Origin of the sequence: Azomonas agilis, assembly GCF_007830255.1 — a bacterium.
Lineage (GTDB): Bacteria > Pseudomonadota > Gammaproteobacteria > Pseudomonadales > Pseudomonadaceae > Azomonas > Azomonas agilis.
On record NZ_VLKG01000003.1, the window covers coordinates 214,566 to 229,075 of the forward strand.

Here is a 14,510-nt window from a genome sequence, read left to right on the forward strand (position 1 = left end):
TCAACATCAAGGAGTAAGGTGGATGCCTCCGAATAACGATACGCACAGCAAAGTCATAGGCTATGCCCTGTGGGTTTTAGGTTTTTTGGGCGCACATCGGTTTTATTACGGCAAGCCGGTCACAGGAACCCTGTGGTTCTTTACCCTAGGGCTGCTATTTGTGGGCTGGATTATCGACTTTTTCCTGATCCCTGCGATGGATCGTGAGGCCGATTTACGCTTTATGGCTGGGCCGCTGGATTACAACGTCACTTGGTTGTTACTGACCTTTCTCGGCATTTTTGGGGTACACCGCTTCTATCAGGGGAAGTGGTTTACCGGCCTGCTGTATCTGTGTACGGGGGGATTGTTTTTCGTGGGTATTTTGTACGATTTTTGGACGCTCAACGATCAGATTACCCTTCAAAACGCCCAGCAGCGAACGCACTAAGAAGTTGGCCTTCTCAGTGCGTTGTTGGTCATTCCGCTTGGTAGCGAATTTCGCCATTCACCAAGCTGTAGCGCACCATGCCGGGTAAGCAGTGGCCAATAAAAGGACTGTTATGTCCTTTGGAGTACCAAGGCTCTCCTGCGACCGTTGTGGTTTGTAGATCAAAAATCACCAGATCAGCGGGGGCTCCTTGGCTGATCTGACCTACCGGCAGTTGTAAGGCTTGCGCTGGCCCTTGGGTTAAGCGTTGCAGCAGGGTAGGTAAATCCAGCAAGCCGTCTTGTACCAGTGTCAGTGCTAAAGGTAAGAAGATATCTAGGCTGCTGATGCCCGGTTCAGTTTCACCAAAGGGCGCACGTTTAGCATCAGCTTCGTGGGGCTGATGGTGGCTGGCGATAGCTGAAATCACACCGCGTTGTACCGCGCTGCGTAAGGCTTCTCGGTCGCTGATTGAGCGCAGCGGCGGTTGCACATGGTACAGGCTGGAAAATCCGTATAAGGATTCGTCGGTGAGAATCAGTTGGTACAGGGCCACATCTGCCGTTACCGCTAAGCCCCGCGCCTGAGCCTCTTCAATCATCTGAACGCCACGGGCGCTGGTCAGTTGGGTAAAGTGGGCGCGCACGCCCGTTTCTTCCACCAAGAGTAATTGGCGCGCTAAAGCAACGGTTTCAGCGGTGCTTGGTATTCCGGCTAAACCTAAGAAGTTGGCCGCAGCGCCTTCATGGGCACGGCCTCCTTCTGCTAAGGCTTGATCTTGCGAATGCAGCACAACAGTCAAATCAAAGGTGGCGGCATACTCTAGGGCGCGGCGCAGATTACGGGCGCTGCCAAACTCCGTCAGTCCATTACTGAAGGCCACACAGCCTGCCTCCCGTAACGCTACAAGTTCTGCAACCTGCTCTCCCGCAAGCGCTTGGCTAAGAGCACCTAAGGGAAAGACCCGTGCTTTTTTAGCTTCCCGTGCGTGATCTTGTACCAGCTCAGCGACGGTGGCGCTATCTAATACAGGCTTGGTATCGGGTGTACAGCACAGACTGGTAACACCACCGGCCAGAGCGGCTTGGGTTTCGGTGGCGATGCTGCCTTTACGTCCATAACCGGGTTCACGCAGGGAAGCGGCTAGATCCACCAAGCCCGGAGCAATCACCAATCCGTGGGCTTCTAGGGTCTGTTCGGCTACAAAACCGGCGGGGGCTGTGCCAAAAGCCACGAAGCGGCCTTGATCTATATACAGGTCGGTTTGTCGATCCAAACCCGTGGCGGGATCAATCACCCGTCCCCCTAGGATACAGATACGCATTAATTCAGCTCCCGGGTTTCTTGGTTGAGTTGTCGTTGGGCGTTTTGTCCGCTCATGGTCATGGATAAAACCGCCATGCGCACCGCAATGCCGTAGGTGACTTGATTCAAAATGACCGATTGCTTGCCATCTGCTACCGCTGATTCAATCTCAATCCCACGATTGATGGGGCCGGGGTGCATGACGAGGGCATCGGGTTTAGCCACTTTGAGGCGCTCGCTGGTTAAACCATACAGCCGATAAAATTCACCTTGGCTGGGCAGCAGGCCGCTTTGCATCCGCTCCCGCTGCAAGCGCAGAGTCACGATTACGTCCACGTCGCGCAACCCTTCTTCCAAATTGTGGAACACGCGCACACCATATTGCTCTAAGCCCGCAGGTAACAGGGTTTTAGGGCCAATTACGCGAATATCAGGGCAGCCGAGGGTTTTTAGGGCCAGCATGTCGGAGCGAGCTACCCGTGAGTGCAGAATATCGCCGACAATCGCCACCGATAGATTCTTGAAATCCCCTTTATGCCGACGAATAGTCAGCATATCCAGCATGCCTTGGGTGGGATGCGCATGGCGGCCATCTCCCCCGTTAATGATGGCTACGTCTGGGCATACAAATTCGGCCATAAAGTGAGCCGCGCCCGATTCGGCATGGCGCACCACAAACATATCGGCGGCCATAGCTTCCAGATTGCGCAGGGTGTCAAACAGGGTTTCGCCTTTACTGGCCGATGAGGTGGAGACGTTGAGGGTAATCACGTCCGCAGACAGCCTTTGGGCGGCTAGCTCAAAGGTGGTTCGGGTGCGGGTAGAGTTTTCAAAAAACACATTGCATACCGTTTTGCCACGCAACAACGGGACTTTTTTGACCGCACGGGAGCCTACTTCCAAGAAGGAGTCGGCGGTATCCAAAATTTCGGTCAAAAGCGTACAGGGCAGGCCGTCTAGGGACAAAAAGTGGCGTAGCTGGCCATTGTCGTTCAACTGGAGCGGACGCTTGGCATCAGTCGGCAGCATGTCAGGACTCTTATTGGAGGGCGAGGGTTTTAAGTTCAAGGGCAAGCGGGGCGGGGCCCTGCAATTTTACCCGTTGTTCAGGAGAAAGGTTGAGTGTTGCTCCCACCACATCCGGTTGAATGGGCAATTCGCGCGAGTCTAAATCCAAAAGGCATACGAGGGTAACGCTGGCAGGGCGACCGTAGTCAAACAGCTCATTGAGTGCTGCTCGGATGGTACGTCCGGTCATCAGCACGTCATCCACCAGCACCAGATGTTGACCTTCAACCTCAAAGGGTAATTCTGAGGGCTGCACCAGAGGATTTAAGCCTTTTTGGGTAAAGTCGTCGCGGTAAAAGGAAACATCCAAGATTCCTAAGGGCTGCTCTAAGTTCAAAGCGTCCAACAGGGCTTGGGCTACCCAAACACCCCCGCTGCGGATCCCCACAAAGCGCGGCTCCTGAATCTGATGCTCCTGTAAGTGGCGTTGTAGGGCGTTCGCCATGTGGGGTAGAAGCTGTTCAGGGCGAGGTAACATCATGTTGGGCACTCCTTAAATTTGGGCAGGTACATGCTCCGCCAACCAGCTTTCTAACATCAGGACAGCCGCCAGCGCGTCTACAGGGCGATCACGATAACCACCGTATTGACCTTGTTGCATCCGTTGGCCTTTGGCTTCAAAGGTGGTTAGGCGTTCATCCTGAGTATGTACGGGCAATTTGAAGCGTCCGTGAAGCCTTCGAGCAAAGGTTTCAGCCCGCGCACTCATCTCACTCGGGGTGCCATCCATATTCAAGGGTAAGCCAATGACGAGAGCGTCGGGCTGCCATTCACGCAACAAAGCTTCAATCTGATCCCAATTAGGGATGCCATCGCGAGCCTTCAGGGTGCAGAGTTCACGCGCTTGCCCGGTAATGGCCTGCCCCACAGCAACACCAATTTGTCGGGTTCCGTAGTCAAAGCCGAGCACCAAACGCACCGCGCTCATGCGTGCCCCACTTGGCTGCTTAATAGGTTGAGGTTCGTGACTCCGAGCCGTTGGGCCGCACTCTGTAGGCGTTGCTCGTCCGGTTGCTTGAACAGGATGTCGAACAGTTGCTCGTCCTCCAGTGGGCAGGTGAGCCACGCATTGTCGGCTAATTCGCGCTCCAGTTGGCCCGCATTCCAGCCTGAGTAGCCCAAAGCGATTAAGTAATGCTCTGGGCCTTCGCCTTCAGCAATCGCAAATAGTACATCTTGAGAGCTGGTTAGGTTCAGAGTGCCAAGCTGCAAGGTAGCGGCATACTCTGAGGAGCATTTAGGGTGCAGTACAAAGCCCCGCTCTGTCTGTACCGGCCCGCCCGAATGAATGCCTATGTGTTGGCTCAGGGCTGAGGGCTCAGGCTGAGGGCGCACCTGCTCTAAAATATCGGCAAGGGTGACGGAGCTAGGGCGGTTAATGATTAACCCGGTAGCACCGCCGGGACTGTGTTCAATTAAATAGATCAGGGTCTGGGCAAATTGCGGATCATCCATGTGGGGCATGGCAATCAGCAACTGATGAGTCAGATAACGGGGTGTGGTCGTTTTCATGCCGATTAGCTTAAGGTGTGGAAAGGCTTCAGGCTACACTCCATTGCAGACCCTGTCCGAATCTGGAATAACCCGATACCCATTCTTTAGTTAGTTGGTCAGGCGATCGCCCCGTTCAAAACGCCACGTACGAATAATCTCGATCTGATCATAGTGACGGGCTAAGTCTCCGGTAAAAGGCGCAAAGGGTGCGGATAAGCGCACAATGCGCAGAGCCGCATTATCCAGTACCGGTTGCCCTGAGGACTCTAAAACCTTTAGTTCGGCCACCGTACCATCGCGGTTGATGGTGACTAACACCCGCAGGCTGCCATGAATTTTCTGGCGCTTGGCTTCTTCAGGGTAATTTAGGTTGCCAACGCGCTCGACTTTTTTCCGCCATTCATCCCGATACCAAGCACTGATGTCGCTGGCGCTGGAAACACCGTTTAAGCGGTGTACCCGTGGGCGCTTGGCATAACGCTCGGTATCTTGGGCCAGTTCAGCTTCAAGGTTGGCAATTTCAGCACTGAGGGTCGAACTGTCAAAGACTGGCGCAGGCTCTGTCTTGGGGCGGGGCGGTGTCACACGGTCGGGCTGTGCTTGCACCGGTGCTTTTTCTGGTTTCTGTGCTTTTGTGGTTACTACCGCTTTAGGGGTTTGTTGTTGCTGTACTTCAGGCGGTGGGCTTTTAGTCACCACCTTTTGTACGTCTTGTTTACGGATAGGGGTGGAGTCGTTGGTTTTAGGCGGCGTTTTGCGGACTTGTTCGCCGCTGCCGATTTGGTTTTCTTGGGCAATGAAGTCGATTTCTTTCGGACGCTCAGGGCTTTTAACAATCGTCAGGGCTATATCCAAAGTCTTACTGATGGGTTTGGGGTGAGGTTCTTGGTGAAAACCCAATCCAAGGATCAGTAACAGGTGTACCAGTATCGCAATAGATAGGGTCAAACCCAACCGATTGGAAGCTTTGAGGCTAAAGGTACGAGGCAATGAGGGAGACAGAGCAGCAGTCATTGGGACAAGAAAGCCAAAATAAATACCATGCAGTCTGCCCGACCCCACTGGGGAAGTCTATGCCATCTCATACTAAGCGGACGAGCAACCCAGTCTTAGCGGTGCAGTACATATTGGCCACTAAAGCGCACCGCCTCGCGCTGATCGGCTAACAGGATACGCGGCTCTAAGTTAAGGCGAGCGCGTCCGTGCCGTCGGTACATCTGCTCAAAGCGCTGCCAAACTTCAGGGGCTGGAGCACTGCATACGGCGATAGCGTCTTCTAATACGGGTAACGGATATTCGATGGTTCCGCCTTGAATCACGATATGCCCGCCTTCTAAGCCGGTTTCTTGCTGGCGTAAGGTGAGCCAGCCCCAACCGGCCAATACCGCGGCGCAGTAGAGACTACCGCCGAACATGCTGCCCGTATGGTTGGTATTTCCGGCAAAAGGGATATCCAGTTGCAGTTGTTGGTCTTGCCATTGACGTGCTTTCAGCCCCAAAGCCTTGGTCAGGGGAATTTGTTCATGAAAGGTGGTGTTTAAATACTGCTCAGGGCTCATACAGCACTCCTTGGGAAGAGGCAGGGAAAGGGCATGGCGTAGAATGCCGTTATTACTCTAGCTAGAAAAGATTTTGCTCTATGGAACTTGGCGGAGCCCAGTGTATTTTCGTGTAGTATAACTACAGGGTAACTACAGCTTCTTGGAGGTCGCCTGTGCCGATTTTTTTCTCTTCCCACAGCGAGTTTTGACCGTGAATCTACTGCAACACATTGCTCAATCCCGAGACAAACTGCGTAAATCGGAGCTCAAAGTCTCCGATTATGTGTTGCAAGACCCTGCTTCGGTGATTCACAGTTCCATGGCGGATGTGGCCAGTGCCGTGGGTGTGAGTGAGCCGACCATCGTGCGTTTTTGCCGCGCCATTGGTTGCACGGGCTTTCAGGATTTAAAGCTGCGTTTAGCCCAAAGTCTGGCGGCTGGAGCCAGCTTCGGCCAGTTCGCCATTAATGAAAGCGACTCGGTGGTGGAGATCAGCCAAAAGATTTTCGACACTACTTTGCATACTTTGATGGAAGTGCGCGAGCACCTTGACCCCGAAGCCTTGCAGAAAGCCATTACCGCCATCACCCAAGCAGATCGCGTGGAATTTTATGGCTTTGGCGCTTCAGGCGCGGTGGCTACTGATGCTCAGCATAAATTTTTCCGCTTATTGCTCAATGCAGCGGCTTATTCTGATCCCCATATGCAGGCGATGTCGGCAGTTACCTTAAAGCCCCATGATGTGGCGGTGTGTATTTCTCAGTCCGGGCGCTCTAAGGATCAGTTGATTACCGCTAATCTAGTGCGTGAGTCGGGTGCGGTGTTAATTACCCTATGTCCTAGTCAAACCCCTTTGGCTGATTTGGCTACCATCAATCTGGCTATTGATGTACATGAGGACACGGATATTTACACGCCCCTCACCTCGCGTATTGCTCACTTGGTAGTGATTGATGTGCTGGCGATGGGGGTCGCTATGGCGCGTGGCCCAGAACTGGTTAATCATCTAAAGAGTGTAAAACGCAGTCTGCGTAGCCTGCGTCTATCTCCTAAGTCCATCAAGCACCAGGATACGCCCTAATCACGCTCAGCTAGGATCATCCACCGGTCACGACTTTGTCGTATGCCGGTCACTTTGGTTGGAGATGCTGAAACTCCCTTTAGTCATCATGGGAAGTTCACATGTCCGCCTATGATCCAATCTATCAATTTCTCGATACCAAAACCCGCCGTAAACTCAAGGATGAGCGCCGGATGCGCTTTCGTAGGGCGATTGAGCGCTACGATGAAGACCGGTCACTGCATACCGAGCTTGAAGATTACCCCGAACTAAAGTCGATTAAAGCCCAGTTGGTAGAGGCTTTAACGCGTCCCTATGCAAAAACTGCTCAGCTAAGTCGTTAATTTGGGCATGTTGCTGACGAATAAACTCCAAAAACGCCTGAGCTACGGGGCTTAGGCGTTTGCCCTGTGCATGCACCACACACCAACTACGATACAGGGGTAGCTCTTGAACGGGTAACTCGTGCAGCAATCCTGCGGCTAATTCTAAACGTACCGCATGGCGTGGTAATAGGGCCAATCCTAAGCCTGCAATAACGCCTTCACACTGGGCTTCCGTCGAGCTGATTTCCACCCACTGTGAGAAATGGGCGCGCTTTTGATGGCAATACTCCTCGCAGGCTTTACGGGTTCCTGAGCCCACCTCGCGTACTAATAGGGGAAAGGCAGTTAATTCCTGCAAATTGAGGGCTTGCTTTTCACACAAGGGATGATCGGGTGCAGCCACGGCCACAATGGGATTGTTTAGAAAAGGCAAAAAATCCAAGGCTAAATTAGGAGGCACCATCGACATGATGAATAGATCATCCCGACTGGCCGTCAAACGCTTGACCGCCTGCGCATGGTTGACTACCACCAAATGCAAACTGACTTCAGGATGCGTGCGGCGAAACGCAGCAAATAAATGAGGGACAAAGTATTTAGCACTGGACTCAATGGTCAGATTAAGCTGCCCTTGGAGTTTGCCTTGCAAGTCCGAAAGCTGCATATCAAGGCTTTCGAGACGCTGAAAAATATCAGTACTGGCGCGTTTTAAAGCTTCTGCCGCCTCAGTGAGGTAGAGTTTTTTGCCCACATACTCAAACAATGGCTGGCCAATTAACTCCTCAATTTGTCTAATTTGCAGACTGACCGCCGGTTGAGTGAGCGCCATTTCTTCAGCAGCACGGCTGTAGGACAGACAATCGCACACCGCATTAAAAACCTGAAGTTGACGCAAGGTCATCCGCATAAGGGTATGGCGCACAATAGGCTCCTATTAGCCGATATTCGCTACTAAATGGCGATAAATCCACTTAGGCAGGAAATGAATCAGGTGTGTCTTAAAACCTCTAGTTCAGGGCTCAAGACTGAATTTAGGTTGCCTATTATTAGGCTTTACTTATATCTAATCTAATAAAGATTGATTTTTGATAATTCTCAAAGAGGCGTAGGGTACGAAACATACCGCTGCATAGTGTTTAGCGGCCCTCATTGACCCCTTTATCTGGGTCTTGTATTCACTGGTGGCGAGGAATACCCCCGTGATCAAGAAAATCCTGATCGCCAACCGAGGCGAAATTGCTGTCCGTATCGTGCGTGCCTGCGCCGAAATGGGCATTCGCTCGGTGGCCATTTACTCCGAAGCCGATCGCCACGCCTTACACGTTAAGCGCGCTGATGAAGCCCACTTTATTGGTGAAGACCCGTTGGCCGGTTACTTAAATCCGCGCAAGCTGGTCAATCTGGCCGTGGAAACCGGCTGTGATGCCCTGCACCCCGGCTATGGCTTTTTGTCGGAAAACGCTGAGCTGGCAGAGATTTGCGCCGAGCGGGGGGTGAAGTTCATCGGCCCTTCGGCGGAAGTGATTCGCCGTATGGGGGATAAAACCGAAGCCCGTCGCAGCATGATGGCCGCCGGTGTGCCCTGTACCCCCGGCACGGAAGGCAACGTAGCCGATCTGGCCGAAGCTCTGCGTGAAGCCGAGCGTATTGGCTATCCGGTGATGCTGAAGGCGACTTCCGGTGGCGGTGGTCGTGGTATTCGTCGTTGCAACAGCCGCGAAGAGCTGGAACAGGCCTACCCACGGGTGATTTCCGAGGCCACTAAAGCCTTCGGCAGCGCCGAGGTATTCCTCGAAAAATGCATCATCAACCCCAAGCACATCGAAGCGCAGGTGCTGGCGGATTCTTTCGGCAATACGGTGCATCTGTTTGAGCGTGATTGCTCCATTCAGCGCCGTAACCAAAAGCTGATCGAGATTGCGCCCAGTCCGCAACTGACGCCGGAGCAGCGCGCCTATGTGGGTGAGCTGGCCGTGCGCGCTGCCAAAGCCGTAGGCTACGAAAACGCCGGTACCGTGGAGTTTCTGCTCTCCGAAGGCCAAGTCTACTTCATGGAGATGAACACTCGGGTGCAGGTGGAACACACCATCACCGAGGAAATTACCGGCATCGACATCGTGCGCGAGCAAATCCGCATCGCTTCGGGTTTGCCCCTGTCGGTGAAGCAGGAAGACATCCAATACCGTGGCTTTGCCCTGCAATTTCGGATCAACGCCGAAGACCCGCGCAATAACTTTTTGCCCAGCTTCGGCAAGATCACCCGTTATTACGCCCCCGGCGGCCCCGGTGTGCGTACCGATACCGCGATTTACACCGGCTACACCATTCCGCCCTACTACGACTCCATGTGCCTGAAGTTGATTGTCTGGGCATTGACCTGGGAAGAAGCATTGGATCGTGGTCGTCGAGCATTGGATGACATGCATCTGCAAGGGGTGAAAACCACCACCACCTACTACCAGCAGATTCTGGCTAACCCCGAGTTTCGCAGCGGGCAGTTCAATACCAGCTTTGTGGACAGCCACCCCGAATTGCTGAACTACTCCATCAAACGCAAGCCGGGCGAATTGGCCCTGGCCATCGCCGCCGCCATTGCCGCCCACGCGGGCCTATAACAGCCGGCTGGAGGCTGGAAGGCGGGAGGCTAAACGAAAAGCCCCCGTTTTGGCCTCTAGCCCTTAGCGAGGAGAACCGAATTATGAGCCAAAGAAAAATCACCCTCACCGATACCATCCTGCGCGATGCCCACCAATCGCTGCTGGCCACCCGCATGCGTTTGGAAGACATGCTGCCCATCTGTCCCAAGCTGGATCAGGTCGGCTACTGGTCGCTGGAAGTCTGGGGCGGTGCGACCTTTGATGCCTGCGTGCGTTTCTTGAAAGAAGACCCTTGGGAGCGTCTGCGCGCCCTGCGTAAAGCTCTGCCCAATACCCGTTTGCAAATGCTGCTGCGTGGCCAGAACCTGCTCGGTTATCGCCACTACAGCGATGACGTGGTGGAAGCCTTCGTGGCCAAAGCCGCTGAAAACGGCGTAGATGTGTTCCGTGTATTCGACGCCATGAACGACGTGCGTAACTTGGAAACCGCCATCCGCGCGGTGAAAAAAGCCGGTAAGCACGCCCAAGGAACCATCAGCTACACCACCAGCCCCGTGCACACCAACGCTGCCTTCGTCGAGCAAGCCAAAGCCATGGCGGCCATGGGCATCGACTCACTGGCGATCAAAGACATGGCCGGTCTGCTGACCCCATTTGCCACTGGTGATCTGGTTAAAGCGCTGAAAACGGCCCTGCCGGATCTGGATGTGGTGATCCACTCCCACGATACCGCCGGCGTGGCCAGCCTGTGCCAGCTCAAAGCCATCGAGAACGGCGCGGATCGCATCGACACCGCCATCTCCAGCATGGCCTGGGGCACCAGCCATCCGGGTACCGAGTCCATGGTTGCCGCTCTGCGCGGCAGCGACTACGACACCGGCCTTGACCTGAGTCTGCTGCAAGAAATCGGTCTGTACTTCTACGCGGTGCGTAAGAAGTACCACCAGTTCGAAAGCGAATTTACCGGCGTGGACACCCGCGTACAGGTCAACCAAGTACCGGGTGGCATGATCTCCAACTTGGCCAACCAGCTTAAAGAGCAGGGCGCGCTGAATCGGATGGACGAAGTGTTGGCCGAAATTCCGCGTGTGCGCGAAGACCTCGGCTTCCCACCCCTAGTGACGCCCACTTCGCAAATCGTCGGGACTCAGGCGTTCTTCAACGTGCTGGCCGGTGAGCGTTACAAAACCATCACCAACGAAGTCAAGCTCTACCTGCAAGGTCGTTACGGCAAAGCGCCGGGCGTGGTGAATGAGAAGCTGCGTCTCCAAGCCATCGGTGGTGAGGAGCTGATCGAATGCCGTCCGGCTGATCTGCTCAAGCCGGAACTGGATCGTCTGCGTCAAGATATCGGTGCTTTGGCTAAGTCTGAAGAAGACGTGCTGACCTTTGCCATGTTCCCGGATATTGGCCGCAAATTCTTGGAAGAGCGCGAAGCCGGCACTCTGCAACCCGAGGTGCTGCTACCCATTCCTGATGGCAATGCTCAAACCGTGGGTGGCGAAGGCGTGCCCACAGAGTTCGTGGTCGATGTACACGGTGAAAGCTACCGTGTGGACATTACCGGCGTGAGCGTGAAGGGTGAAGGTAAACGCCATTTCTACCTCTCGGTGGATGGCATGCCAGAAGAGGTGGTGTTCGAGCCGCTGAACCAATTTGTCGGTGGTGGCAGCAGCGGTAAACGCCGTTCTGCCAGTGCGCCGGGCGATGTGTCCACCAATATGCCGGGCAATATTGTCGATGTGCTGGTGAAAGAGGGCGACACCGTGAAAGCCGGTCAGCCGGTACTGATCGCTGAAGCCATGAAAATGGAGACTGAGGTACAAGCCCCCATCACCGGTACAGTGAAGGCGGTGCATGTGGCTAAGGGCGATCGCATCAACCCCGGTGAGCTGCTGATCGAAATCGGAGCCTAAGGCGTAAGGCTTAAGCGGGTTTGGCTGCTCAGTAAGCCCGCTCCTGCCAATACTGGTGTAAGGCATGGCAGTCGGCTAGGTGCAGATCCGTCCACTCGGGCCAAAGATTTTCGCTGACGTTGACCAGCACGTTGTAGGCTCCGGCCATGCGTGCGCACTGCACATCGTTCAGATAATCGCCCACCATCAGCAGTTGGCTGGGCGCGATGTTCCACCCTTGGGCTAAATGCAGCAGACCATCAGGGCGCGGTTTGGGCGGTGCTTCGTCACGGCCTAGAATGTCCTGCTCAGCAAAATAGGTATGAATCCCCAGCACTTCTAAGGTAATTAGCGCGAGCTCACGAGCATTACGGGTGAGGATGCCTAGAGTATAACCGCTGTCGTGTAAGGCTTTAACTAGCTCACAGGCTCCCGGGGCTGCTTGAGCGGATTGGGCGAGGGCACGTTCGTGCTCCAGTAGCCACGCCCGTTTGACCGCTGCTTGTTGAGCGGGTAACGCGGCTAGATGATCTAAAATGTCATCCTGTGGTGGAATTTCTAAGGCCCGGCGAATAGCGGCAAAGTCGTGGACGGCTAGGGTCAGGGTGCCGTCCATATCAAACACCCAATGGTGTATGCCCCGAATCATGCCCAATCCTCACGCACCCGAATCAAACCTTCTTGCGCTACGCTGGCTACCAATTCCCCCGCCTGATTAAAGAAGTGCCCACGCGCCAAACCACGGCCTTGCCCCGCCCAAGGGCTTTCTAGGCTGTACAGCAGCCATTCATCGGCCTTTACGTCTCGGTGGAACCACAGGGCATGGTCTAGGCTGGCCATCTGTAAATCCTTCTGCCATAAGGAGACAGAATGCGGCAGCAGGGCGGTTGCAACTAAAAAGAAATCCGAGGCATAGGCCAATAAATAGCGGTGTACGGCTTGGCTAGCCGGTAATAGTCCATCAGCCCTTAACCAAAAATGCTGGATAGGCTCTTGGGGTTTAGGATCTAAAGGATTGCGCAAACCGATGGGGCGTAATTGGATGGCTTTGCGGGCCGGTAAGCGCTCCCGCACACGCTCAGGCACTCGGTCGCCCCATTGGCTGATCAGCTCAATATCCGTCAGTAGATTTTCGGGGCCGGGCACATCGGGCATGGCAATCTGGTGTTCAAAACCGCTTTCTTCCTGTTGGAAGGAGGCAATGCCACAGAATAGGGTTTCCCCCTTTTGAATCGCGGTAATCCGGCGTGCACTGAAGCTATTGCCATCACGCAGGCGTTCCACCTGATACACCACCGGATGCTTGGCATCCCCCGGGCGCAAAAAGTAGCCATGCAGCGAATGCAGCTGACGGGGGAGGTCTAGAGTTTGGCAGGCCGCTGATAAGGCTTGCCCTAGCACCTGTCCCCCAAAGAGCTGTCGATAACCCAGATCGTGGCTAGCGCCGCGAAATAGGTTTTCCTCTATAGGTTCCAAGGCCAATAATTGCACCAAGGTTTCCAATGTTTGAGTCACAGTCTATCTCCTAGGGGACGGCCCACTCAGGTGCGCTCTCAGTCTTTATCAGGGGCGGTAAAGCGCGGACGGGGTGTGGCCGTGGGCACTACTTCCCCATCTAAGGGTAAAAAGCGGCCTAGCTCAGCATCATAAGCTACGATTTCGCTGGTTTCGATGTTATAGACCCATCCGTGAATAAAGAGTTGGCCACTGGCTACCCGAGCGGCTACGGATGGATGGGTCAGCAGGTGATTGAGCTGAGCAATCACGTTTTCTTCGGTGAGCAGAGCCAGATGTGAACCTCCACAGCCGCAGTGGGCATGTTCCTCAACCACAGTTTTGGCGACCTCCACATGGCGCAACCAAGCCTGAACCGTGGGCATATTGGCTAAGGATTTGGGGTTTAACACCGCCTTCATGGCTCCGCAATCGGAGTGGCCACACACGATAATGTGCTTCACTCCTAACGCCACGACCGCGTATTCAATGGCAGTAGACACGCCGCCGTTCATCTGACCGTAGGGTGGAACCACGTTACCTACATTGCGGGTTACAAAAAGATCGCCCGGAGAACTTTGGGTAATCAGCTCCGGTACGATGCGTGAGTCGGCGCAGGTGATGAACATCGCCCTAGGGTTTTGCGCGGTGGCCAGACGCTTAAACAGATCCTTTTGGGTGGGGAAGATGTCGTGGCGAAAGCGTTTGAAGCCCTCGATGATGTTATTTAGCGCCTCGTGAGCGGCTTGTTCGTGTGTCTTTGATGTTTTCATGACTGTAGTACGGGAATCCCGGGTAGGGCTTTAGGTTTTCCCGCTGCCTCCTGATGTCGCTATCCTGTGATGTCTGGATGAATTCCAGTAACGCCAAAGCCACCCGTAGGTGGCCTTGGCACAATGACACAACTGGGCTTTAGGTTATAGACCAGACATATGCTGAATAGCGGCTTTCAACTCGTCGTCCGAGCAATCGGCGCAGGTGCCTTTGGGCGGCATGGCGTTAAGCCCGGATAGAGCAAATTTAAGCAATCCATCCAAGCCGCCTTGGCTGTCTGATCGTGCCTTCCAAGCGGCAGAGTCACCTATTTTGGGGGCATTCAGAAGGCCAGTAGCGTGGCAGACACTGCAAAACTTATTAACAATTTCATGCCCGGTTCGTGCCCCTGCCGCACCACCTGAAGCTCCGGTGCTGGCTCCTGCGGCGGCACAGGGTTGGCCCTGCACACAGACCTCGCCGACGGGTTTAAGTCGCTCGGCGATGCTGGCCTCGGTCATAGCATGAGCGCCGTTCAACCATCCCCCAAACACTGCCATCAGTACAC

Annotated in this window: 17 protein-coding genes; 5 read left to right on the forward strand and 12 right to left on the reverse strand. The window is 54.4% G+C overall.

Annotated features, from left to right (window positions below; genetic code table 11):
* Positions 1-22: 22 nt before the first annotated feature.
* Positions 23-430 (forward strand): NINE protein, encoded by a 408-nt coding sequence (locus LX59_RS05715; protein ID WP_144570886.1) that lies wholly within the window; start codon positions 23-25, stop codon positions 428-430.
* A 28-nt stretch (positions 431-458) separates the two neighbouring features.
* On the opposite strand, the gene LX59_RS05720 is transcribed toward LX59_RS05715, so the two are convergent.
* The 7 genes from LX59_RS05720 to LX59_RS05750 form a co-directional block, all read right to left on the reverse strand.
* Positions 459-1,733, reverse strand: coding sequence for a dihydroorotase (locus tag LX59_RS05720; protein WP_144570887.1), 1,275 nt, complete (start codon positions 1,731-1,733; stop codon positions 459-461).
* On the reverse strand, positions 1,733-2,743 hold the full coding sequence (locus tag LX59_RS05725) for an aspartate carbamoyltransferase catalytic subunit (RefSeq protein WP_144570888.1): 1,011 nt from the start codon (positions 2,741-2,743) through the stop codon (positions 1,733-1,735). Before LX59_RS05725 ends, LX59_RS05720 begins: the two co-directional genes overlap by 1 nt.
* 10 nt (positions 2,744-2,753) lie before the next feature.
* Positions 2,754-3,263 carry a bifunctional pyr operon transcriptional regulator/uracil phosphoribosyltransferase PyrR gene (gene pyrR, locus LX59_RS05730; RefSeq protein WP_144570889.1) on the reverse strand — a complete coding sequence of 170 codons (510 nt, stop codon included), beginning with the start codon at positions 3,261-3,263 and terminating at the stop codon, positions 2,754-2,756.
* A 12-nt stretch (positions 3,264-3,275) separates the two neighbouring features.
* On the reverse strand, positions 3,276-3,710 hold the full coding sequence (ruvX, locus tag LX59_RS05735) for a Holliday junction resolvase RuvX (RefSeq protein WP_144570890.1): 435 nt from the start codon (positions 3,708-3,710) through the stop codon (positions 3,276-3,278).
* On the reverse strand, positions 3,707-4,294 hold the full coding sequence (locus LX59_RS05740) for a YqgE/AlgH family protein (RefSeq protein ID WP_144570891.1): 588 nt from the start codon (positions 4,292-4,294) through the stop codon (positions 3,707-3,709). Before LX59_RS05740 ends, ruvX begins: the two co-directional genes overlap by 4 nt.
* A gap of 90 nt (positions 4,295-4,384) precedes the next feature.
* Positions 4,385-5,290 (reverse strand): energy transducer TonB, encoded by a 906-nt coding sequence (locus tag LX59_RS05745; protein WP_144570892.1) that lies wholly within the window; start codon positions 5,288-5,290, stop codon positions 4,385-4,387.
* Between the two features lie 95 nt (positions 5,291-5,385).
* Positions 5,386-5,835, reverse strand: coding sequence for a YiiD C-terminal domain-containing protein (locus tag LX59_RS05750; protein ID WP_144570893.1), 450 nt, complete (start codon positions 5,833-5,835; stop codon positions 5,386-5,388).
* A gap of 193 nt (positions 5,836-6,028) precedes the next feature.
* On the opposite strand from LX59_RS05750, the gene hexR reads away from it, so the two are divergent.
* Positions 6,029-6,898, forward strand: coding sequence for a transcriptional regulator HexR (gene hexR, locus LX59_RS05755; protein WP_144570894.1), 870 nt, complete (start codon positions 6,029-6,031; stop codon positions 6,896-6,898).
* 101 nt (positions 6,899-6,999) lie between these two features.
* Complete coding sequence (locus tag LX59_RS05760) at positions 7,000-7,221, forward strand: PA3496 family putative envelope integrity protein (RefSeq protein WP_144570895.1); 222 nt, start codon at positions 7,000-7,002, stop codon at positions 7,219-7,221.
* On the opposite strand, the gene LX59_RS05765 is transcribed toward LX59_RS05760, so the two are convergent.
* Positions 7,157-8,125 carry a LysR family transcriptional regulator gene (locus LX59_RS05765; RefSeq protein ID WP_144570896.1) on the reverse strand — a complete coding sequence of 323 codons (969 nt, stop codon included), beginning with the start codon at positions 8,123-8,125 and terminating at the stop codon, positions 7,157-7,159. The two genes, LX59_RS05760 and LX59_RS05765, sit on opposite strands and share 65 nt — an antisense overlap.
* A 277-nt stretch (positions 8,126-8,402) precedes the next feature.
* Between LX59_RS05765 and LX59_RS05770 the strand changes: the two genes are divergently transcribed.
* Both LX59_RS05770 and oadA read left to right on the forward strand, forming a co-directional pair.
* Positions 8,403-9,818 (forward strand): acetyl-CoA carboxylase biotin carboxylase subunit, encoded by a 1,416-nt coding sequence (locus tag LX59_RS05770; protein ID WP_144570897.1) that lies wholly within the window; start codon positions 8,403-8,405, stop codon positions 9,816-9,818.
* Positions 9,819-9,898: 80 nt separating this feature from the next.
* Positions 9,899-11,716, forward strand: coding sequence for a sodium-extruding oxaloacetate decarboxylase subunit alpha (gene oadA, locus LX59_RS05775; protein ID WP_144570898.1), 1,818 nt, complete (start codon positions 9,899-9,901; stop codon positions 11,714-11,716).
* 28 nt (positions 11,717-11,744) lie between these two features.
* Here oadA and LX59_RS05780 read toward each other — a convergent pair whose 3' ends face one another.
* From LX59_RS05780 to LX59_RS05795, 4 genes are all read right to left on the reverse strand, one after another.
* Entirely contained in the window at positions 11,745-12,344 is a 600-nt protein-coding gene (locus LX59_RS05780; protein WP_144570899.1) for an HAD family hydrolase, read from the reverse strand.
* On the reverse strand, positions 12,341-13,210 hold the full coding sequence (locus LX59_RS05785) for an acyl-CoA thioesterase (RefSeq protein WP_144570900.1): 870 nt from the start codon (positions 13,208-13,210) through the stop codon (positions 12,341-12,343). The genes LX59_RS05780 and LX59_RS05785 overlap by 4 nt, the downstream gene beginning before the upstream one ends.
* A gap of 38 nt (positions 13,211-13,248) precedes the next feature.
* Positions 13,249-13,962 carry a carbonic anhydrase gene (locus LX59_RS05790; RefSeq protein ID WP_144570901.1) on the reverse strand — a complete coding sequence of 238 codons (714 nt, stop codon included), beginning with the start codon at positions 13,960-13,962 and terminating at the stop codon, positions 13,249-13,251.
* 144 nt (positions 13,963-14,106) lie between these two features.
* Entirely contained in the window at positions 14,107-14,502 is a 396-nt protein-coding gene (locus LX59_RS05795; protein WP_144571005.1) for a c-type cytochrome, read from the reverse strand.
* Positions 14,503-14,510 lie beyond the last annotated feature (8 nt).